The sequence below is a fragment of the Oceanobacillus timonensis genome (assembly GCF_900166635.1).
In the GTDB taxonomy this organism is placed as follows: Bacteria; Bacillota; Bacilli; order Bacillales; family Amphibacillaceae; genus Oceanobacillus; species Oceanobacillus timonensis.
Genome location: NZ_LT800497.1, coordinates 2827203 through 2848175 on the forward strand (window position 1 = coordinate 2827203; position 20973 = coordinate 2848175).

Below are 20973 nucleotides of genomic sequence, written 5' to 3' on the forward strand. Positions count from 1 at the left end.
ATACAACTCCTTTAATCCACCAGGTTTTTCATCATCTGTATTGTTTCTGCAAGGCTCACGCGCTCATAGACTCCTTGTTTTAAAAAAGAAACAATAGATGGATATGCCGCTATAGCTAAGTCAATTTCGGAATTTGTTCCTTTTTTATATGCTCCGATAGAGATTAATTCATTATTTTCTTCATAGGTCGCAAGAAGCGATCTTAACCTTGCAGCAATTTGTTTATGTTCATCTGTTGCGATAACATTCATTACCCTGCTGATAGACTTCAGAACATTAATAGCAGGATACTGTCCCCGTTCGGCAATTTTCCGGTCCAGCACAATATGGCCGTCTAATATTCCCCGGACAGCATCTGCTATCGGTTCGTTCATATCATCCCCATCAACAAGCACTGTATAAAAACCTGTTATCGAACCATTTTCATCGGTACCTGCCCGCTCCAAGAGCTTTGGTAAGATGGAGAATACACTCGGTGTGTACCCTTTTGTCGTTGGCGGTTCTCCTATCGCTAAACCAATTTCTCTTTGCGCCATAGCAACCCGCGTAACAGAATCCATCATTAAATTCACATGCAAACCTTGTTCCCTGAAATATTCGCTGATTGCTGTAGCGGTATATGCACCACGGATTCGCATAAGAGCAGGCTGGTCAGAGGTTGCCGCAACAATAATCGATTTTTGTAAGCCTTCTTCTCCTAAATCATGTTCAATAAATTCCCGGACTTCTCTTCCCCGTTCGCCAATAAGGGCAATAACGTTCACATCAGCGCTGCTGTTTCTGGCAATCATTCCAAGCAGGGTGCTTTTGCCGACGCCGCTGCCTGCAAATAAACCAACACGCTGGCCAACTCCCATGGATAGAAGTCCATCGATAGCCCGGACGCCAACTTGTATCGGCTCCCTAATGGTCGGGCGGGAGAGGGGATTAGGCGGTTTTCGCTCCGTTTGATATCCTGTTAATCCCTTGGGAAGAGGGAAGCCATCTAAAAGCGGCTTCCCTAAAGGGTCCAGTACTTGACCGATCAAACTCCGGCCAACTTTTACTTTTAACGGATGGCCGGTTGCCTCCACTAAACAGCCTGAACCTACTTCATTTACTTCCCGATAAGGCATCAAAATGATTTTTTCGTTTTGAAACCCTACCACTTCAGCTAATATTGGTTCACTGCTGCCCGCGCTCGTATGAATATAACAAACCTCACCGATGTTCGCGGCCGGACCTTCTGACTCAATCATCAAACCGACAACGCGTATCACTTTTCCAAACCGTTTATACGGAACCGTCTTCTCTATAACGGAAATCAACGCCTCTTTGTTCATTGTACATCCTCCATGACATACTCCATTAACGATTCACGAATACTTTCCAGTTGTGTGTTTACACTTGTTTCTATCTGGCCGTGCGGGTACTGGATAATACAATCTGTCGGCTGCATGTCCGTATCGGCATGAATCGAGAGTTTGGTTTCTTCCCCGACTAGTCGCTGCAGTTCTTCCTGATGGGAATGAACTTCTTCATAGTATTCCGGGTGAACGACAATAACGATGACCGGTTGAGATCTGACTTCATTAAGTGCTTCTTCGATTAATGTCTTGATGTAAACCGGCTGTTCTTTCAGTTCATTATGTAACACCTTATTCGCTACTGCCATGGCTATCTCTACAATACTTTCAGCTTGCTTCTCTAAGGTTTGATGATAGTCCTCTTTGGCTATATCAATGATATGGTTCGCTTCTTGCAGTTTGTCCCTAAACTGCTGATAAGCCTCTTGTTTTCCATCCTCATATCCCTTTTGAAAACCTTGTTGCTGTGCATTCTCCATTAATTCCTGTTTTTGTGTTTCCCAATTGTTCCGTGCTTCTTCTATCTGATTATCCGCTTCTTCTTTCCGTTTTTTCTGCTCTCGTTCAATCGAAGCCAGTTCTTCTTTTTGGAAAGAAATCTTCTCAGATAATTGCCGGTGCACTTCTTTTTCATTTTCTGGAGGGGTCGTCACCGGAGGAATGATAGACTCAATTGGCTTGATTCCAATTTGCTTTTTATGTTCAGACAATAATATCGTCTCCTCCGCCCCGTGCTATAACAATTTCTCCTTTTTCCTCCAGGCCGCGTATGACATTCACTATTCTTGTTTGTGATTCTTCGACATCTTTTAACCGTACCGGCCCCATGTACTCCATCTCTTCTTTAAAAGTGGTTACCATCCGTTCTGACATGTTTTGGAAAACAATATCCTTCACTTCATTACTTGCTACTTTAAGAGACAAACGCAAGTCATCGTTAACTACCTCTCTGATTACTCGCTGTATTGCACGATTATCCAATGTCACAATATCTTCAAACACAAACATTCTTTTCTTAATCTCTTCTGCTAATTCCGGATCCTGCGATTCCAGCGTCTCTAAAATGGTTCTCTCAGTGGAGCGATCCACGCCATTCAATACTTCAACTACTGTTTGAATGCCGCCGGTTTGCGTATAATCTTCCGTCATAGAAGAAGAGATATTTTTCTCCAGCACTTGCTCTATCTGGCTGATTATCTCCGGAGAAGTAGAGTCCATGGTAGCAATTCTGCTGGCCACATCAGCTTGGACATTTTTCGGCAACGCAGACAGGATTTGACCGCTTTGTTCCGCATCCAGGTAAGAAAGGATGAGCGCAATGGTTTGCGGGTGTTCTCCCTGAATATAATTCAACACCTGCTGCGGGTCTGCCTTTCTTGCAAAATCAAACGGCCTCACCTGTAAAGAAGAAGTCAGCCGATTAATAATGCTGGATGCCTCCTGTTTTCCAAATGCTTTTTCTAAAACTGTTTTTGCATACCCTATTCCCCCTTGAGAGATATAGTCCTGTGCAACAGCAATTTGATGGAACTGATCCAATATATCTTCTTTTAAATTGGAATCTACTTTTTTTACGGAGGAAATGTCCAAACTGAGTTTTTCAATTTCTTCTTCTGATAAATATTTATACACTTGTGCGGATACATCCGGACCTAATGAGATTAAAAGAATGGCTGCCTTCTGTCTGCCTGTCAACGTATTTTTTCTTGCCATAACTCGTACCTCCTAATCCTCATTCATCCAGCTGCGCAACAGCTTTGCAAATTCTTCTGGTTTTTCATTCGCAATTTTCTCCAGTTGCTTCCTTCTGATAACTTCTTCCGAGTCCTCTGTAGGAAGGTCGGGAATAACTGGTTCTTCTTCCTGATTTGTCACATCGGCTTGTTCTTCTTGTATTTCTTCTTCTTCCCACATCTGCTCTGTCCGGTTTCTTCTGAGCATAAATAGCAATACAATAATGGCAATAAGTAATATACCACCGACAATATAAAGCCATATTGGAATTCCTGAGCCGGATGGTTCTTCTTGTTCTTCACCGGAAGTGCTGAATTCCTGGAAAACAATCGACGTATTTGCTACATCATCTTCCTCTTGTAAATCTCCATCAACTGACGTTTCGATGACTGAATTCAAGATAGAATCGATGCCTTCCTGCACATCTGTCTGTTCCTGCTGATTCAAAAATTCCATTTCACCATCTTCGCCCTGCCTTGCACTGTTCACAGCCACCTGTATTCCAAGGTCTCTGACCTGGTAGGGACTTTCTACTATTTCACTGCGGATGCGGTTAAACTCATAATTAATGGTTTCCCGGTCTAATTCATAATCTCCGTCTTCGCCTTCTCCCTCCTCAGCAGGAAAATTGGCAACATCTTCGTCTCCAGCACCAGCAACACCTTCCGGATTTCCTTGACCAGTGTAAGACTCTTGAATCGTTTCTAAGCTGACAGGAAGTCCTTCCATTGCTTCCAAATCAACAGGTTCTACTATTTCCTCTGTTCGGTTTTCTTGAGAAAAATCAATATCTGCCGTAACAGAAACAACAATATTTTCATTTCCTACCATCGTTCCGAGCATTTGTTGTAGTCTGCGTTGAATATCCTTCTCAACATCTTTTTTAATCGATTGCTGATCCGAATAGGAATTTTGCCCGCCGGCTAATTGCGTTTCCTGGTCATAATATTCAAAGTACTGGTTCATGATCATAATGTCTTCGGAATCCAAATTGGGGATTGCCTTTGAAACGAGGTGATATAGTCCCTCTACCTGATTTCCTTCAAATTGATAACCCGGTTGTGTATGTAACATAATAGCGACACTTGCCTCGCCTGTTGATTCATCAGCGAAAACAGGCTGTTCAGGCATATTTATCATCACATTTGCATCCTGTACGCCCTCAATCCCGGAGATTAAATTGCCAAGTTCTGTCTGCATGGCATCTAATTTCATCACACTGAACTCATTCTCTGTCACACCCCAGGAGGCATTTTCACTAAAAAAAGAATAATCAATACTTCCGCTGTTCGGGAGCCCCATCGAAGCAAATTCCAATAGTAACGAATCATCTTCGCCTTCAGGAACCAGAATGGTAGTTCCGCCATTTTCCAACTCATACGGAACAGCTTTCGCATCTAATTCACTTGTAATTTGACCAGCCTCTTGCATAGATAACTCGTTATATAAAGGAACATAGTTCGTAGTGGAACTAAAGAAGATGACAGAAGCGATAATCATCACTATTAAAATAGCCCCGCCAATTATTGACCCTTTTTGCCCCTTCGATCTGGACTTCCAAAAAGTAAAAGTGGACTCTCTCCATTTTTGTAATTTCTCTTTCATATGCACTACCCTCACTATATTCAAAACTCTAAAACTGTTCATTTTGTCCCGGTTTATTAAGCCTTTTTACATTGTTTCATTCAAAAAGTTTCCAAATTAAAAGGAGCTGACTACAGTATCAAGCGTTTGTAATCACTCGCTCCATTGAAAAGTGCCGGGACTTTTTAAATAAGCTCTTATACTTGCATACGCATGATTTCATTGTATGCATCAATTGCTTTACTTTGTACTTGTACACCTGTTTCCAATGCAACACTTGCTTTTTGGGCTGAAATCATTACATCGTGGAGGTTTTCTACGCTGCCATTAGCTAATCCTTCTGTTTTCTTATCTGATTCCAATTGCATGTGATTCAAATCCTCTACAGCGTTTTTTAACATAGAAGAGAAATTACTCTGCGCTTGACTTGGAGTTAACTGCGAAGATTGACCTTCTTCCATTCGGCTTACCGGAGGGAGACCTGTTCCAATCGTATTCATTTCGTACAACCACCTTTACCTTTTATTGACCTATTTCTAATGTTTTCGTCAGCATTCCTTTACTCGCATTAAATGCTGTTACATTTGCTTCATATGAACGGGAGGCACTCATTAAATCTACCATTTCTTTTAATGGATCGACGTTAGGCATTTCTACATAACCTTCCTCATTCGCATCCGGATGTTCCGGGTTATATACAAGTTCAAACGGTGTCTGATCTTCTGTAATACTTGTAGCCTGCACACCGCCGCCGGAAGCATTGTTTCCTTCTGCATGTTTTAACATTTGCTTAAATGATGGCTGACCCGTTCCAAATGTAGCCATTTTCCGGCGATATGGTTCGAATTCCCCGTCTGCGTTTTGTGTTGCCCGGGTTGTCTGTGCGTTTGCCAGATTGGAAGAGACCAGGTCCATACGCAGTCTCTGTGAGGTCAAACCACTAGCGCTGGAATTCATTGATTGAAAGATAGACATTTTAATTTCCTCCCCGGATAACTGATTGCAGGCTGTTAAATTTGCCATTCATACGATCGATCAAACTATTATAATAGATTTGATTTTTAGCCAGTTCGGACATTTCTTTATCCATATCGACGTTATTACCATTATGATTATATGTAGTTGATGTATCTTTTGAAATACGGTACGGCTTGTTATCTTCCCCGCTAGAATTCAAATGACGTTCATTGGTTGTTTTTGTCTGAAGACCGGCCATTTCATTTTCCAAAGCTGATTTAAACGTTACTTGATCAGCTTTATAATTTGGTGTATCTGCATTTGAAATGTTATTTGAAATAGCATTATTTTTTGCAGAAGCATACTGTATCGAATTTTCTAATTGATCAATCGTTCCACTAAACAGATTCATTTTATCTTTTACACCTCTTTTTCATCTGGTAATTTTGCGTTCAAAAGTTCCCGCCTCTTTTTCTGAAATAACGATTCATAGTAATGTTGTTATCCATGTCTTTCCATGCTTATTATCTGTTAATTTCTAGAATTTGCTGAAAGACACCCATAAATGATGTTTTTGATACGAACTAATTCTAAATTAAGTATTAGACAAAGTCTATGCAATTTCTACATTAAAATTGACAAATTAAAAAACTGTTCATTTTAACCAGGTCAAAGGTCCTTTATATGTTTATAATTATTCTTGTTGCTTCAATCCCCCAATATTATCCAATCTAATTATCTATGCACGCCTCGAAAATAGGTAAATAACCCATTTTATTATATTCAGCACTTCTCAAAACAGGTAATTAGACCTTTCTTTTATTCTACCTTTTCTATGCAACAAATTCAATATACTCATGAAAAATTTAACATAAGAATAATGTACCTGTAGAAATTTCTTATTTTTTGTTTTAAATTCTCACTTCATTAAGAAAAACCAAGAAAATCACTTGGTCTTTAGAATACCGGTATTCCTGCCAAAAAGATGTCCGCTGCGGGAAGTCGCTTTCCGCAGCACTTAAGTGCAACTCTAGCTCTGTCTATCCCCGTTGGCTTGCCAGTCACTAAGCATCTCTCTAGGTAGAGCAATCTCGTGTTGGCTCTTATTTTTAGCGCTTGGAGCCAGATGCAGTCTTTTATCTGCAAATCGTTATATACAGGCAAACCATTTGATCACGGAAAACCGCCCGTAAAAATTCTGTCTCCAAATAAAGAGTAAAAATGCATTTATTTAGGCGGGAGATAAAGGGCGCTAACTCCCTAAATCACTCAGGCTAATCATTCAGCGGAAAAAAGCAGCAGATTAAGTTCGCGACACCTAGAGACTGCGCTTACCAATGCTGTCAGGTTAATATAACCGCTCCGGAAACATTTGCGCATCAAAACTTCCACTAAATGAAGTTTCGTTTTTATCATTTCCCAGAAAAAAAGCTGCGAAGGAATTTTTTCCTTCACAGCTTTTTTATTTTATCCGTTTACCGTGTACGAATTTTTTCTAATTCTACCAGGAATTTGTCGTTTAATACTTTAATATACGTTCCTTTCATACCCAGAGAGCGGGATTCGATGACGCCTGCACTTTCCAATTTACGCAGTGCATTAACGATAACAGAACGTGTAATACCTACACGGTCAGCAATTTTACTTGCTACCAGCAAGCCTTCTTTTCCATTCAGCTCTTCAAAAATATGGTCAATTGCTTCCAGTTCACTATAAGAGAGGGAACTGATTGCCATTTGTACAACAGCTTTACTGCGGGCTTCCATTTCAATTTCTTCTGTTTTTTCATGAAGAATCTCCATGCCTACTACAGTTGCGCCATATTCAGCTAGTAATAAATCATCGTCATTAAATGTTTCGTTCACACGACCGATAATTAATGTTCCTAAACGTTCACCGCCACCAATAATTGGGACGATTGTCGTATACCCATCTTTGAACAATTCTTTATTTTCAACAGGGAACACCGTGTGCTTGTTATTAATATCCAGGTTTGGAGTAGTTTCACGAATTTCTTGTAACCCTTCTGTATATTCTTCAGGGAATTGCTTTTCTTCAAGCATCGTTTTCATACGATCATTTTCTACTTCCTGGTTTACGCCAACTCCTAATAGTTTCCCGCGACGACTGACTATATATACGTTCCCGCGAATCACATCACGTAATGATGCTGACATTTCATTAAAGTTTACCGACTTTCCTGTTGCTGTTTGTAACATAGCGTTAATTTTTCGTGCTCTTGTTAGTAAATCCATTGTATAGTCCTCCATTCAAAATTTTAAATTATAGTATAAATTGGCTGAGATCTTTGTTCTGAGCAATCGTCGAAAGCTTATCGTCAACATACCCTTCCGTAATTTCAACTTCTGTCATTGAAATATCAGGAGCTTCATAGGATAGGTCTTCTAATAGTTTTTCCAGGATTGTGTGCAATCTACGCGCTCCGATATTATCTGTATTCTGGTTGACATCATAAGCTATTTGCGCAAGTCTTTCTATAGCTTCGTCCGTAAATTTAAGTTTTATACCTTCTGTTTCCAACATTTGCTTATATTGTTTCAATAAAGCATTAGAAGGTTCTATTAAAATCTGTTTAAATTCATTGATTGTTAAATTTTCCAACTCTACGCGGATTGGAAATCTGCCTTGCAGTTCAGGAATTAAGTCAGAAGGTTTCGACATATGAAAAGCTCCTGCTGCAACAAACAGAATGTGATCGGTTTTTAACGTTCCATGTTTGGTAGTGACAGTTGAACCTTCCACAATCGGCAAGATATCCCTTTGCACACCTTCTCTGGAAACATTCGCAGACCCTTCCTGTTTGCCGGCTACTTTATCAATTTCATCAATGAAAATGATACCAGCCCGTTCCGAACGTTTAATTGCCTCCTGAGCGACCTCATCCATATCGACAAGCTTTTGTGCTTCCTGTTTGGTCAACACTTTCCTCGCCTCTGAAACTGTTAATTTCCGTTTCTTTTTCTTCTTGGGCATGAACTGTCCAAAAGCATCCTGCATATTCATCCCCATTTGTTCCATTCCCGAACCTTGCAGCATATCAAACATGGAAGGCGGAATTTCTTCTATTTCAATAGAAACATAATGGTCTTCTAACTCACCTAAAGCTAACTGGTGCGCAGTCCGCTTTCTTTTCGATTTCATTTCTGTTTCTTCATCAGAAACATCTTCCTCTTGATCTTCATCTGAATCCGCAGCTTGGAATAGCATTTCGAAGGGGTTTTTCATAGAACTTTTTGATTTCGTTTGTGGAACGAGTAATTTTACAAGTTTCTGATTGGCTTCTTGCTCTGCTAAGTCCATGACATCTTCCATCTTTTCCTCTTTTACCATTCGGACTGCTTTTTCTACCAAATCGCGCACCATGGATTCAACATCTCTGCCGACATAACCGACTTCTGTAAACTTTGTAGCCTCTACTTTAACAAATGGCGCACCAACCAGTATTGCCAGGCGTCTGGCAATTTCGGTTTTTCCTACGCCTGTCGGGCCCATCATTAAAATATTTTTAGGAACAACTTCATCCCGGAAATTTTCGTCCAGCTTCATCCGTCTGTAGCGGTTCCTTAAAGCAACAGCCACCGATTTTTTCGCCTGCTTTTGTCCGATAATATAACGATCTAACTTATTCACAATTTGTTTTGGCGTTAAGTCCACCGTCATCAAAAGCGTCCTCCTTTATCACGATTTCATTAAAAGTAGAAACGCAACATCCTATTCCAATACTTCTAATGTAATCTGATCATTTGTAAACACACAAATATCTCCCGCTACTTCCAGTGCAGTTTGCGCAATTTCCGCAGCAGATAACCCGGGGGCTTTTTGAAGCAATGCTCTGCCGGCACTTAAGGCGTAATTGCCTCCAGAACCGATAGCCAAAATACCATCATCCGGTTCAATAACTTCACCTGTTCCCGAGACAAGATACATACTTTCTTTATTCATCACAATCAGCATCGCTTCCAGCTTCCTGAGAACTTTATCAGAACGCCACTCTTGTGCTAGTTCCACAGCAGCTCTTGTCAAATTGCCATGAAAAGCCTGTAATTTCCCTTCAAATTTCTCAAATAATGTGAAAGCATCTGCCACAGATCCGGCAAAACCAGCCAGAACTTTTCCATTATATAAAGTTCTCACTTTTTTTGCGGTATGTTTCATAATGACAGAGTTACCTAATGTCACTTGACCATCACCACTCATGGCACATTTTCCATCATGCTGTACTGCAAATATGGTAGTGGCATGCATCTCGTAATCCATATATCCACCTCACCTAATTTTTATCATTTGCGCGCGGATGGCTTTTCATATAAGCCTTCTTCAGATGCTCTTTAGAAACATGCGTGTATATTTGTGTAGAGGATAAACTTTCATGTCCTAACAGTTCCTGTACAGACCTTAAGTCAGCTCCCTCATTTAACATATGTGTTGCAAAGGTATGCCTGAGCTTATGGGGATGTACATGAATATTTATAGAAGCTTTTTCTACTATTTTATCTAATACAGTTCGAATGCCTCTGGTTGTTATCGGGTTTCCTCTTGCATTTAGAAATACATTCTCCGTTATGCTATTTGATTTATTCAGTAAATTTTTTCTTCCGTATAGCAGGTACTTTTCTAAAGCCGCTTCCGCGAAACTGCCAAAAGGAACATAACGCTCTTTTCGCCCTTTTCCTTTTACAAAAATAGTTCCGATTGAAAAATCAATATCCTGCAAGCGCAATTGCTGACACTCACTGACACGGATTCCAGTACCATACAGAATTTCCAGCAGCGCCTGGTCACGCTGGCCTAAATCCGTCTGCACATCACTCACACAAAAAAGCTTCTCCAGCTCCTCTTCATACAAAAAGCCCGGAACAGGTTTTTCTGATTTAGGGAGTGAAAGCTGTGAAAATGGATTCTCCGTCACAAAATTTTCCCGTTCCAAAAATCGGTAAAAACTCCTTAACGAAGAAATTTTTCTGGAAACGGACCTTCTGCTTAATCCATCCTGATATAATTCTGTAAGAAATACCCGGACTTCCCGGTAGCTTACATCTTTCAAATCGTTTACTTCTTCTCTTTGCATAAAAGCTCCAAATGTTTCTAAATCCGTCCGATAATATTGAACAGTATACGGTGAGGCATTTTTTTCAATTTGCAAATACGCTATAAATTCATCCATATATGTTGTTAAATTCACAAACGAGTCACCTCATCATCGTATAACGGATAAAGCATAGCACACTCCATATCATAATGCAATAAATTTAACTAAATTGTAATAAAATTCAGAAAGGTGCTTACAGCTAAGAAAATTCAATAAAGTAGCCAGTATAGAAAGGATGGTTGGAGGAATAGCAAAAATCACGCTGTGTCTTTTCTGTTACAAGTTCGACTGTTTCTTAAGATCAGCAAATTACGATTTTTAATCACGCAACATATTCTTTTCATCTGGATAGGCCTCTTTCCTTTTGAAAAGAGAAAGTGCCTAGCCAAGTAGAGATTATAATCATCGTTACCATTTTCGTCAACTTTAAGATACTTTATACGGATTATTTCAAAAATAACCTGGCTCACTCGAGCATTATGCAGATGACATTACTCCCTTTTTCTCTCTTAACGCACAACAGAAGTAACCGATCAGATGATCAGTTACTTCTGTGCCACTTCTTTATAATCACAGTTCGAGCATTGAACTTGTGTTTCTTTTTTTGTTTTCTTTTCAACAAGCATCGAGTCACATTTTGGACAAGGTCTGGCAATAGGTTTATCCCATGAAACAAAATCACATTCCGGATATCGGTCGCAACCGTAAAATGTTCTCTTTTTCTTTGATTTTCTTTCTACTACGTCACCTTTATGACATTTCGGGCAAGTAACACCTATTTTCTTCAGAATCGGCTTGGTATTTCGGCATTCAGGGAAATTGGAGCATGCCAAGAACTTCCCGTAACGGCCCATTTTATATACCATTTCATATCCACATTCTTCACAGGTAATTCCTGCAGGTTCATCACGAATTTCTACTTTTTCCATTTCAGCTTCTGCTGTTTCAAGCTGTTTGCTGAAATCCTGATAGAAATCATCAATGACATCGATCCAAGCTGTTTTTCCTTCTTCTATAGAGTCTAAGCCTGTTTCCATTTTCGCAGTAAATTCGGCATCAACTACTTCCGGGAAAAACTCTTTCACTAATTCACAGACAATGGTTCCCAATTCCGTCGGGACAAATCGTTTATTGTCCATTGTTACATATCCTCTGCGCTGAATCGTATCCAGTGTCGGTGCATAAGTAGATGGACGGCCGATTCCCATTTCCTCCATGGTTTTAACAAGTCTTGCATCTGTATAACGCGGCGGCGGCTGTGTGAAGTGTTGATTCGGTTGCACTTCTTTCGATTCAACTTTCGTGCCCTCTTCCAGGTCCGGCAATATTTTATCTTCCATCTTTTTATTATCGTCGTTGCCTTCCACATAGACTTTCATAAAACCTTTAAATTTTATTTTTGAACCGGTTGCACGGAATTCTACGCCGTTATTTAACAGATGAACGGTCATTGTATCCATTACGGCAGGTGCCATTTGGCTTGCAACAAAACGTTCCCAGATAAGTTTATAGAGGCGTAATTGATCTCTTGACAGTTTTTCCTTCAATACTTTTGGATCACGAAGCGTGGAAGTCGGGCGGATGGCCTCATGGGCATCTTGTGCACCGTTTTTATTTTTAGCTGCGCCTTGTTTTCCAAGATATTTATCACCATAGTTCTCTTTTATATAATCTTTTGCTTCTTCCTTGGCGCTGTCAGAAATTCTGGTAGAATCTGTACGCATATATGTGATGAGACCAGTTATCCCACCGGAAGAACGGCCCAAATCAATTCCTTCATATAATTGTTGCGCAATCATCATTGTTTTCTTTGCCCGGAAGTTCAGTTTTCTTGCTGCTTCCTGTTGGAGGGATGAAGTTGTAAATGGAAGTGCGGGGTTTCGTTTTCTTTCCCGTTTTTTCACACTGTCAACAGTGAATTCTTTTCCATCCAGTTTCTTTTTAACCTCTTCCACATCATCTTTGGTTTGCAGTTTTTTCTTCTTGCCATCAACACCATAAAAGGAACCTTCAAATGTTTCGCTTCCTTTTGTAAACACAGCATCAATAGACCAATATTCTTCGGGTTTGAAATTCTCAATTTCTTTCTCCCTGTCAATAATCATTTTTAAAGCAACAGACTGTACCCGTCCTGCACTCAATCCTTTTTTCACTTTCTTCCATAGTAATGGACTGATATTATAACCTACTAAACGGTCCAGAATACGGCGGGCCTGCTGCGCATCTACTAAATTTAAATCTATTGCACGGGGATGCTTAAATGATTCTTTAATAGCATCTTTGGTAATTTCATTAAAAACAACACGGCATTTCGAATTTTCATCTACATTTAAAGCATATGCTAAATGCCATGCAATGGCTTCCCCTTCCCTGTCCGGGTCGGCTGCAAGATAGATTTTTTTCGCTTTTTTCGCTGATTTTCTTAAGTCTTTAAGTATATCTCCTTTTCCTCGGATAGTGATATACTTTGGTTCATAATTATCTTCTACATTTACTCCCGTTTGACTTTTGGGTAAATCACGAACATGACCCATGGAAGCTTTTACTGTATATTTTTTTCCTAAATATCGTTCAATCGTCTTTGCTTTTGCCGGCGATTCAACGATAACGAGATAATCTGACATGTACGTTCCTCCCATAATGAGGTTGACAATTTACGAATAGAAATCTTTCCTAATACTATAGATAGAATACGATTTTGTCAAACACTATTTATTGAACTTTTGAAAATAATAATTCCATTCTGTGTAAATATCTTCCGCAGATTGGATTAATTTAGCACCATTTTGAATGATTTCATTACAACCTGTGCACTGTTTTATAAGCGGATTACCCGGCACTGCAAAAACATCTCTACCCTGGTCAAGAGCCTGATCTACTGTAATCATTGTGCCGCTTTTTTTCATCGCTTCAATCACTAACGTTCCCATTGCCAAACCGCTTATAATCCGGTTTCTTTCAGGAAAATGATATTTTTGAGGCGGTGTATCAGGCGGATATTCGGAAAGAACGAGTCCTTTCTTTACCATCTCTTGATATAGTTTCTGATGTTCTCTAGGATAAACAGAATGAAAACCGCTGCCCAGAACTGCAATCGTATTTCCCTGGCGTTGTAATGTCAGTCGGTGCGCCATACTGTCAACGCCTCTAGCCATTCCGCTAACAATAACCCATTTCGAATCAATTATAGGCGTTATCGCAAGTGCAAGTTTTTCAAATGCTTCTTTCGATGGATTCCTAGTACCGATTACGCTTAGTGCCGGCTGTTTTGTTAATAAGTCTACGTTTCCCGCACCATATAAAACGAGCGGTGCGTCTTTAATTGTATTTAACATAACAGGGTAATATTCGTCAACTATTGTGATGATATGGAACGCTCTTGACTCTTCCAATATCTTTTGTTTTCGTTGGAGATTATGAAGGTCTTTCAAGAGGAGTTGTGCTTTTTTCTGAGGAATTCGAATAATTTGTGACAATTCAGATGAAGAGATTTGGTAAATCTTTTTCAGGTCCGGATCCACCCGTACCCATTTGCGGATAAAAGAACGTGTCGCATAACGACAGCGGCAGAGATGAATGAAGTCTAACCGATTAAAGTGATAGTTCAACGCTTTTCCTTCTCCTTCCTATTAAAAGGAGAAGCCTGGACATCTTGCTGCTTCTACCTTTTATCAGATAGAAGCAGCATTTGCTGTCCGGCTTCTTTTTTAGATAATCTTTACAGTTTTAGTGTGTTTTACATTTTTCCTGCAAGCCTTTTTCTGTTAATGCTTCAATCATTGTTTCTCCCATCACAGCAGGTGTAGCAGCTACTTTAATACCGCAAGATTCCATAATGCGGATTTTTTCTTCTGCTGTACCTTTTCCGCCGGAGATAATCGCACCTGCGTGGCCCATCCGTTTTCCTGGAGGCGCCGTTGCTCCGCCGATAAATCCAACGACTGGTTTTGTCATGTTCGCTTTGATCCACTCAGCAGCTTCTTCTTCCGCAGTACCGCCGATTTCACCAATCATGATAACTGCTTCTGTTTCCGGATCATTATTAAATGCATCTAATACATCAATAAAGTTTGTCCCATTAACAGGGTCGCCACCAATACCAACAGCTGTTGTTTGTCCATAACCAGCTTCTGATAATTGATGAACTGCTTCATAGGTTAGGGTACCAGAACGGGAAACAACTCCGATATGTCCTTTTTTATGAATATATCCAGGCATAATACCAATTTTTGTTTCATCTGCAGTGATTACACCAGGGCAGTTAGGGCCGACAAGACGTGTTTTCTTGCCTTCCATATAACGTTTTACTTTTACCATATCCATCACTGGAATGTGCTCTGTAATACAGATTACTAAATCAAGCTCTGCATCTGTTGCTTCCAAAATCGCATCAGCGGCAAACGGAGCCGGTACATAGATAACCGATGCAGTTGCTCCAGTAGCTTTTACAGCATCTTCCACAGTATTAAAGACAGGAACGCCTTCTACTTCTGTCCCCGCTTTTTTCGGTGTCACACCACCAACAATTTGAGTCCCATAGTCCAGCATTTGTTTTGTATGGAAACGCGCTGTTCCACCTGTAATTCCTTGGACTATTACTTTTGTATCTTTATTTACATAAACACTCATTCTAAGTCCGTCCTTTCCTATTTGTAAGTCAATACACGGTAACTACTAAACTTTATTTTACGGCAGCAACAATTTTTTCTGCGCCATCTGCCATAGAAGATGCAGAGGTAATATTCAGACCTGATTCATCTAGAATTTCTTTACCCCGCTCTACGTTTGTGCCTTCCAAGCGAACAACCAACGGAATCGTTAGTCCCATTTGTTTTGTTGCTTCCACAACACCTTCAGCGATGACATCACACTTCATAATTCCACCGAAAATGTTTACAAAAATCCCTTTTACATTTTTATCGGAAAGAATAATTTTAAATGCTTCTGTTACTTTCTCGGTTGTAGCACCGCCCCCTACATCAAGGAAGTTTGCCGGATCGCCGCCATAATGCTTAATAATGTCCATTGTAGACATTGCCAAACCGGCGCCATTTACCATACATCCGATATTTCCATCTAAGGAAACATAGCTTAAGTCATATTTAGAAGCTTGAATTTCTTTCTCATCTTCTTCGGCCAAATCACGCAAATCGGCTATATCCGATTGACGATACAAGGCGTTATCATCAAAATTTAATTTTGCATCCAATGCAAGCACTTCATTATCGCCAGTTGTTACAAGCGGATTGATTTCTGCGATAGAGCAATCTTTGGCAACAAAAGCATCATAAAGCGCCGTCATAAATTTAACTGCTTTCCCCAGCAATTCATCCGGGATATTAATATTAAAAGCTAGTCTTCTAGCTTGATATGGTGATAGACCAACAACCGGATCAATCACTTCTTTAAAGATTTTTTCTGGTGTTGCTTCTGCCACTTCTTCTATTTCTGTGCCGCCTTCTTCAGACGCCATCATAACAACTTTGGATGTAGCGCGATCAAGAACTACCCCTACGTAATATTCACGCTGAATATCACAGCCTTCTTCAATAAGTAAACGTTTTACTTCTGTGCCATCAGGGCCATTTTGATGTGTTACAAGGGTCTTTCCTAAAATTTCATCCGCATATGTACGAACTTCCTCCAGGCTCTTTGCAACCTTTACACCGCCGGCTTTTCCGCGCCCGCCAGCATGGATTTGCGCTTTGACAACGGTTACAGACGACCCAAGCTTCTCTGCTGCTTCTACAGCTTCGTCAACGGAATAAGCTACATGACCGTCGGGAACGTTTACACCAAATTCTCGTAAAACTTGTTTACCTTGGTACTCATGAATGTTCATCTTCCATCCTCCTATCAAAATCAATGCAATACTATTGTATTAAAAATAGAGAAAATAAACAAGAAATAGAGAACATAAATTCAATATTATTTCCTTTTTCATCAAAAACAATGATTTATTGAAGGTGAATTTTTCCATCCTTTCCCAAAATCGTTTTATCATTTGTTCGCTTTTCCGGTTTGTTTATCTGCCCGATAGATAAAGGCAAATACTTCTGAAACGACTTGGAACAGTTCTTCCGGAATCTGTTCATTGATGTTTAATTCCGACAGCACTTCTACTAAGGACGGGTCATCCACTATCGGTATGTGATGCTCCTCCGCCCGTTCGATGATTTCTTCAGCCAGGAAGCCTTTCCCTGCGGCGGCAACTCGTGGTGCTTCTTCCATACGCTGCTCATAGCTTAAAGCAACTGCTTTTTTCCGTTTCTCATTCATATGCGAAAGTCCACCTTTCTCTGGACAGATTGTTCATCAGCAGTGCTCCCTGCCTGATGTTGCTTACCATCTTCTGTATAAGGTTTGCAGGTAATGGATGCTACTTGATAATCCATTTTTTCCAATGCTTCTTGTAAATCAGGACGCAATTGGTCTACTAACATCGGTGTAGATGGCTGATCATTATAAACTGTAATAGCAACTGCCTGCTTGTGAACATGCAAATCTACGATGGTTTCTTTCATACTGTATAGCTCCAAGTCAAATATAATCCGGCAATGTTCCGGATCAATCCTTCCATCAGCTGTTTTCTTTCCTTCAAATTGTAAATCGATATCCTTGGATAAACCAAACTTTTGACTAGGTATCTGTATATTAGCCTGTATAAAATAATGATTGTCCTGCATATTATTTATTTGCATACCATTTAAAAAATGAACGACTTGCTGTGCGTTTTCTCTACCCGGAGTGCTCCCGTTTTGCTGAAGCATTTCCAGTAGTAAATGTTTGAATTGCATCGTATGAGGCTCGTCTGTTTTCAGGGAGCTTTCTGCATTTAAACCAGCATCACGCAGGACCCATAGCATTTGCTGCAAAAATTGTTCTTTCGGATGATGCGCATTAGTTTCATTTGAAGCCATCCAAATGTTCATCAATCGCTCCAGTGCCTGATAATTTTTCGGTTCCATTAAAGCTTCCAGCAAAGGGCGCATGGTGTCTTTCCCTTCCTGCGTTATCGTCTCAGGATGAGCGAAATACGAAGGAAATACAGCGGTTAGATTTGTCTTCGATTGCTTTGCGGTATTATTCCCTTGCGCCATCGCTCCATGTAATGCTTTAGCCTCTGTCATTAATTGTTTCTGGCTGTTCAAAATAGACTGGAGTTGTTCCCTGGTGCCCTCAAAACTGCTTGTAAATGGTACCGCCGTTGTTCCTTGGCTTTTTGATATAGATGGTTGCCATTGCTGTAATGCATTGATCCACCCTTGCTTATCTAATGTTTTTGAGATAATGCCGAGGTCTTGCAAAAGAGGAAACAGTACTGGTTTTGCAGCTTGGGCATCGGCAGTCAGGACATTCCTCGCCATTCTTTCCGTAGATGTATCTAAAATATGCATGAACCGTTCCAGCGTTTGAAAGTTTTCCGGCACTGATAATGCTTTGATTACTTGCCGGGTATCCGCTTCATTTCCTTGTGCCTGATTTGAAAAATATGTTGGATATTGTGCTTCCAAGTTTGGTCTCATCTGCGCTGTCGTATTATTTCCCTGTTGTACTGCATTTGCTTCAGCTAGCAGCAGCTGCTGGTTCGCTAAAATCGATTGAAGCTGCCGCTTGGTTCCTTCAAAACTGGCTGTAAATGGAGATGTGGATGCTGCTTGGTTTGGTGTATTCTGCGGACCTGACGGGTTCCATTGTTGTAAAATATTCGACCATCCTTGTCTATCCAATGCTTTGGAAACGATACCGAGGTCTTGAAGCAATGGAAATAAAACAGGTCTGGCTGTTTGAGCATCCGCAGTCAGAATTGCACGTACAGCACTCTGTTCAGATGGAAAGCCTCTTAGAACATGTTCTAAATCAGCTTGCAGCATCGGTTGCTGTCCAGGAGAAAGAGAGCGGTCTAATGATGCTAAACCTTCACTGATACTGCCATTTTGTAATACGTGCACCGCTTGAAAAGAAGCTTGCGTTACCGGAATACGCATCTTCATCAGCTGCATGAGAACAGGCAAGGCTTGCTGCCGGGAAATTTTATTTTCCTGAATATATTGGAGGGCCTGCTTCAGATCACTTCGTTGTATAGGTACCTGTTCTTTGGCAAGAGCGTTAACCAGCCGGACAGACAGCTTATTTTCTTTTATACCAAGTTGCTGCAATAGCTGGCGCGTTATTTGCTGTCCATTCTGCAGTTCACCGGTCATTACTTTTAACTCCGGCATATTCCCTTCCGTGGAGTCCACTTGAAAAAAGTATCTGCCGCCAACAGAAAGAGAGGCCTCAAGCTGGGCTATCACCTGTTGTCCTTGCATTTGAATCACAGCTCGATGATGTGGATAAAGCTGCTTGACAGTACCCTGTAAAACATCGCCCGCTTTCAAATTCTGAAGCAAACCTGCTTTGGTTGATTGTGATAATTTCCCCGTCATTACATTATCTTGAATCCGCATAGCTTCTCCTCTTTTTTCTTTATTCTTTTAATAATGTTTTTATTGGAGCAAAACTCGCTCGATGGTAAGGTGTCACTCCGGATTGATTCAGTCCATCCAAGTGTGCTTTCGTTCCATATCCCATATTTTTATCAAAATGGTAAGTCGGATATTTTGTATGTAATTCTTTCATGAACTGGTCACGGGCTACTTTTGCCAAAATACTGGCCGCTGCAATACTGATACTGGAGGCGTCTCCTTTGATAATGGCTTCTTGGGAATGATTTAGTCCCGGAAGATGAACGGCATCTACTAATACATGTTCCGGCGAAGGAGTTAATCCAGCCAGCGCTTCGTACATTGCTTTTTTCGTTGCTTCATAAATATTCATTGCATCAATCACCTGATTATCTATAAAAGAAATGTGGTAACTGACTGCATGTTCCTTGATATATGTACTATATTCTTCTCTCACGCTTTCTTTCAGCTTCTTAGAATCATTTAAGCCGATTAAACGAAAATCTTCCGGCAGGATAACAGCAGCTGCTACAACAGGACCTGCAAGCGGTCCTCTCCCTACTTCATCTACACCTGCAATCCATTTTGCACCGTTCGAATACGCTTTTCTCTCATACTGCTGCATGCTTTCAAATTGTTCGATTAATTGTTTTTCACGCGCTTGTTTACGCTGATAGGATTTTAAAAGAGTCTGTACGCCTTTTCTATCATCCTGCACAAGCATTTCCCATTCTTCAGATGTTAGATTGTCTCCATGTAATAATTGCTTAATTTCTGCGATGGATTGTTTTTTCATGATGTAACCTGCTTTCTTTTATTATCGTCATTTTTCCCGATATGTTAAATAACCACTTTAGATACGAAAAAAGCCTACAAAGAAAAATCCCTTGCAGACTAATCATACATTTTATCGCAGTGCAATGGCCGCTGCGAAATAAAGATTCACTCTATGGCTGTTCCAATGTGAATTTGCCTAATTTTCCAGTACGTAAATCCTGAAGAACAATATCGGAAACTTTATCAAAATTCACATGTCCGCCGCTTTCTAATGCGCCTCTTTTTCTCCCTATGCCTTCAAATAGTTCCACCATATCCGTGCTGTCTTCTATATCATAACGTTCCGGTAAACGATTCGGATATTCTTCAAATAAAAAACGGATAACAAAGGCAGTAATATCTTGTAACGGAAGGAGCTGATCTTTTATTGTTCCGATTGCAGCAAGTCGGTACCCTACAACCTCTTCTTCAAATTTCGGCCATAAAATACCCGGTGTATCAAGCAATTCAAAGTCTTTCTTTATCTTAATCCACAGTTGCTGCTTGGTAATTCCAGGACGGTCTCCTGTCTTCGCAACCTTTTTACTGGCAAGCCGGTTAATTAATGTCGATTTCCCTACGTTTGGAATACCAACAATCATTGCTCTTGCAGGTCTGGGTTTAATTCCCTTTTTTTGGAGTTTATCCATTTTCTCTTGTGCCATAGCCTTTGCAAGCTGGACAACTTGCTGTATATCACTTTTTTGGTTCACATCCACCGCAGCGGCTTGTACACCTTTTTCCTGATAGCTTTCAATCCATGCAGCTGTTTGAGCAGGATCAGCTAAATCTTTTTTCATCATCAGAACAAGTTTCGGCTTTTGTCCCAAGACCTCTTGCAACATCGGATTTTGTGAAGAATATGGCACTCTCGCATCCACTAATTCAATCACAAAATCAACGAGCTTTAATTGTTCCTGTACTTCTCTCCTGGCTTTAGCCATATGACCGGGAAACCATTGAATAGGCATAAGGTATT

19 protein-coding genes are annotated in these 20973 nt (G+C 40.4%); all 19 read right to left on the bottom strand.

All coding sequences use genetic code 11. The annotated features are described in order from the left end of the window. Nucleotides 1-11 precede the first annotated feature (11 nt). Entirely contained in the window at nucleotides 12-1322 is a 1311-nt protein-coding gene (gene fliI / locus B7E05_RS13865; RefSeq protein ID WP_080874758.1) for a flagellar protein export ATPase FliI, read from the bottom strand. Beyond that, nucleotides 1319-2056 (bottom strand): flagellar assembly protein FliH, encoded by a 738-nt coding sequence (gene fliH / locus B7E05_RS13870; RefSeq protein ID WP_179134542.1) that lies wholly within the window; start codon nucleotides 2054-2056, stop codon nucleotides 1319-1321. Before fliH ends, fliI begins: the two co-directional genes overlap by 4 nt. Then, nucleotides 2049-3059 carry a flagellar motor switch protein FliG gene (gene fliG, locus B7E05_RS13875; protein ID WP_080874760.1) on the bottom strand — a complete coding sequence of 337 codons (1011 nt, stop codon included), beginning with the start codon at nucleotides 3057-3059 and terminating at the stop codon, nucleotides 2049-2051. The genes fliH and fliG overlap by 8 nt, the downstream gene beginning before the upstream one ends. A 12-nt stretch (nucleotides 3060-3071) precedes the next feature. Beyond that, nucleotides 3072-4685, bottom strand: coding sequence for a flagellar basal-body MS-ring/collar protein FliF (gene fliF / locus B7E05_RS13880; protein WP_080874761.1), 1614 nt, complete (start codon nucleotides 4683-4685; stop codon nucleotides 3072-3074). 176 nt (nucleotides 4686-4861) lie between these two features. Beyond that, nucleotides 4862-5164, bottom strand: a complete 303-nt coding sequence (fliE, locus tag B7E05_RS13885) for a flagellar hook-basal body complex protein FliE (RefSeq protein ID WP_080874762.1) — start codon at nucleotides 5162-5164, stop codon at nucleotides 4862-4864. Nucleotides 5165-5186: 22 nt separating this feature from the next. Next, the gene (gene flgC, locus B7E05_RS13890; protein WP_080874763.1) at nucleotides 5187-5639 is read right to left on the bottom strand and encodes a flagellar basal body rod protein FlgC; all 453 of its coding nucleotides are present in this window, start codon (nucleotides 5637-5639) and stop codon (nucleotides 5187-5189) included. 1 nt (nucleotide 5640) lies between these two features. Then, nucleotides 5641-6033 (bottom strand): flagellar basal body rod protein FlgB, encoded by a 393-nt coding sequence (gene flgB, locus B7E05_RS13895; RefSeq protein ID WP_080874764.1) that lies wholly within the window; start codon nucleotides 6031-6033, stop codon nucleotides 5641-5643. A gap of 1063 nt (nucleotides 6034-7096) precedes the next feature. After that, the gene (gene codY / locus B7E05_RS13900) at nucleotides 7097-7876 is read right to left on the bottom strand and encodes a GTP-sensing pleiotropic transcriptional regulator CodY (RefSeq protein WP_080874765.1); all 780 of its coding nucleotides are present in this window, start codon (nucleotides 7874-7876) and stop codon (nucleotides 7097-7099) included. 28 nt (nucleotides 7877-7904) lie between these two features. Then, complete coding sequence (hslU, locus tag B7E05_RS13905; protein WP_080874766.1) at nucleotides 7905-9302, bottom strand: ATP-dependent protease ATPase subunit HslU; 1398 nt, start codon at nucleotides 9300-9302, stop codon at nucleotides 7905-7907. 51 nt (nucleotides 9303-9353) lie between these two features. Beyond that, nucleotides 9354-9899 (bottom strand): ATP-dependent protease subunit HslV, encoded by a 546-nt coding sequence (gene hslV / locus B7E05_RS13910; protein WP_080874767.1) that lies wholly within the window; start codon nucleotides 9897-9899, stop codon nucleotides 9354-9356. 13 nt (nucleotides 9900-9912) lie between these two features. Then, nucleotides 9913-10806, bottom strand: coding sequence for a tyrosine recombinase XerC (gene xerC, locus B7E05_RS13915; protein ID WP_080876314.1), 894 nt, complete (start codon nucleotides 10804-10806; stop codon nucleotides 9913-9915). Between the two features lie 470 nt (nucleotides 10807-11276). Continuing rightward, nucleotides 11277-13355: a type I DNA topoisomerase gene (gene topA, locus B7E05_RS13920; protein ID WP_080874768.1), complete on the bottom strand. Its 2079-nt coding sequence runs from the start codon at nucleotides 13353-13355 to the stop codon at nucleotides 11277-11279. A gap of 84 nt (nucleotides 13356-13439) precedes the next feature. Beyond that, nucleotides 13440-14339, bottom strand: a complete 900-nt coding sequence (dprA, locus tag B7E05_RS13925; RefSeq protein ID WP_245833101.1) for a DNA-processing protein DprA — start codon at nucleotides 14337-14339, stop codon at nucleotides 13440-13442. A 118-nt stretch (nucleotides 14340-14457) separates the two neighbouring features. After that, a complete protein-coding gene (sucD, locus tag B7E05_RS13930; RefSeq protein WP_080874769.1) occupies nucleotides 14458-15360 on the bottom strand; it encodes a succinate--CoA ligase subunit alpha in 903 nt (300 codons plus the stop codon). Between the two features lie 52 nt (nucleotides 15361-15412). Further along, nucleotides 15413-16573 carry an ADP-forming succinate--CoA ligase subunit beta gene (gene sucC, locus B7E05_RS13935; protein ID WP_080874770.1) on the bottom strand — a complete coding sequence of 387 codons (1161 nt, stop codon included), beginning with the start codon at nucleotides 16571-16573 and terminating at the stop codon, nucleotides 15413-15415. 158 nt (nucleotides 16574-16731) lie between these two features. Beyond that, nucleotides 16732-17010, bottom strand: coding sequence for an EscU/YscU/HrcU family type III secretion system export apparatus switch protein (locus tag B7E05_RS13940; protein WP_080874771.1), 279 nt, complete (start codon nucleotides 17008-17010; stop codon nucleotides 16732-16734). Further along, nucleotides 17007-19181: a hypothetical protein gene (locus B7E05_RS13945; RefSeq protein WP_080874772.1), complete on the bottom strand. Its 2175-nt coding sequence runs from the start codon at nucleotides 19179-19181 to the stop codon at nucleotides 17007-17009. The genes B7E05_RS13940 and B7E05_RS13945 overlap by 4 nt, the downstream gene beginning before the upstream one ends. A gap of 19 nt (nucleotides 19182-19200) precedes the next feature. Further along, the gene (locus tag B7E05_RS13950; RefSeq protein ID WP_080874773.1) at nucleotides 19201-19974 is read right to left on the bottom strand and encodes a ribonuclease HII; all 774 of its coding nucleotides are present in this window, start codon (nucleotides 19972-19974) and stop codon (nucleotides 19201-19203) included. 151 nt (nucleotides 19975-20125) lie between these two features. Then, nucleotides 20126-20965 (bottom strand): ribosome biogenesis GTPase YlqF, encoded by an 840-nt coding sequence (ylqF, locus tag B7E05_RS13955; protein WP_080874774.1) that lies wholly within the window; start codon nucleotides 20963-20965, stop codon nucleotides 20126-20128. Nucleotides 20966-20973 lie beyond the last annotated feature (8 nt).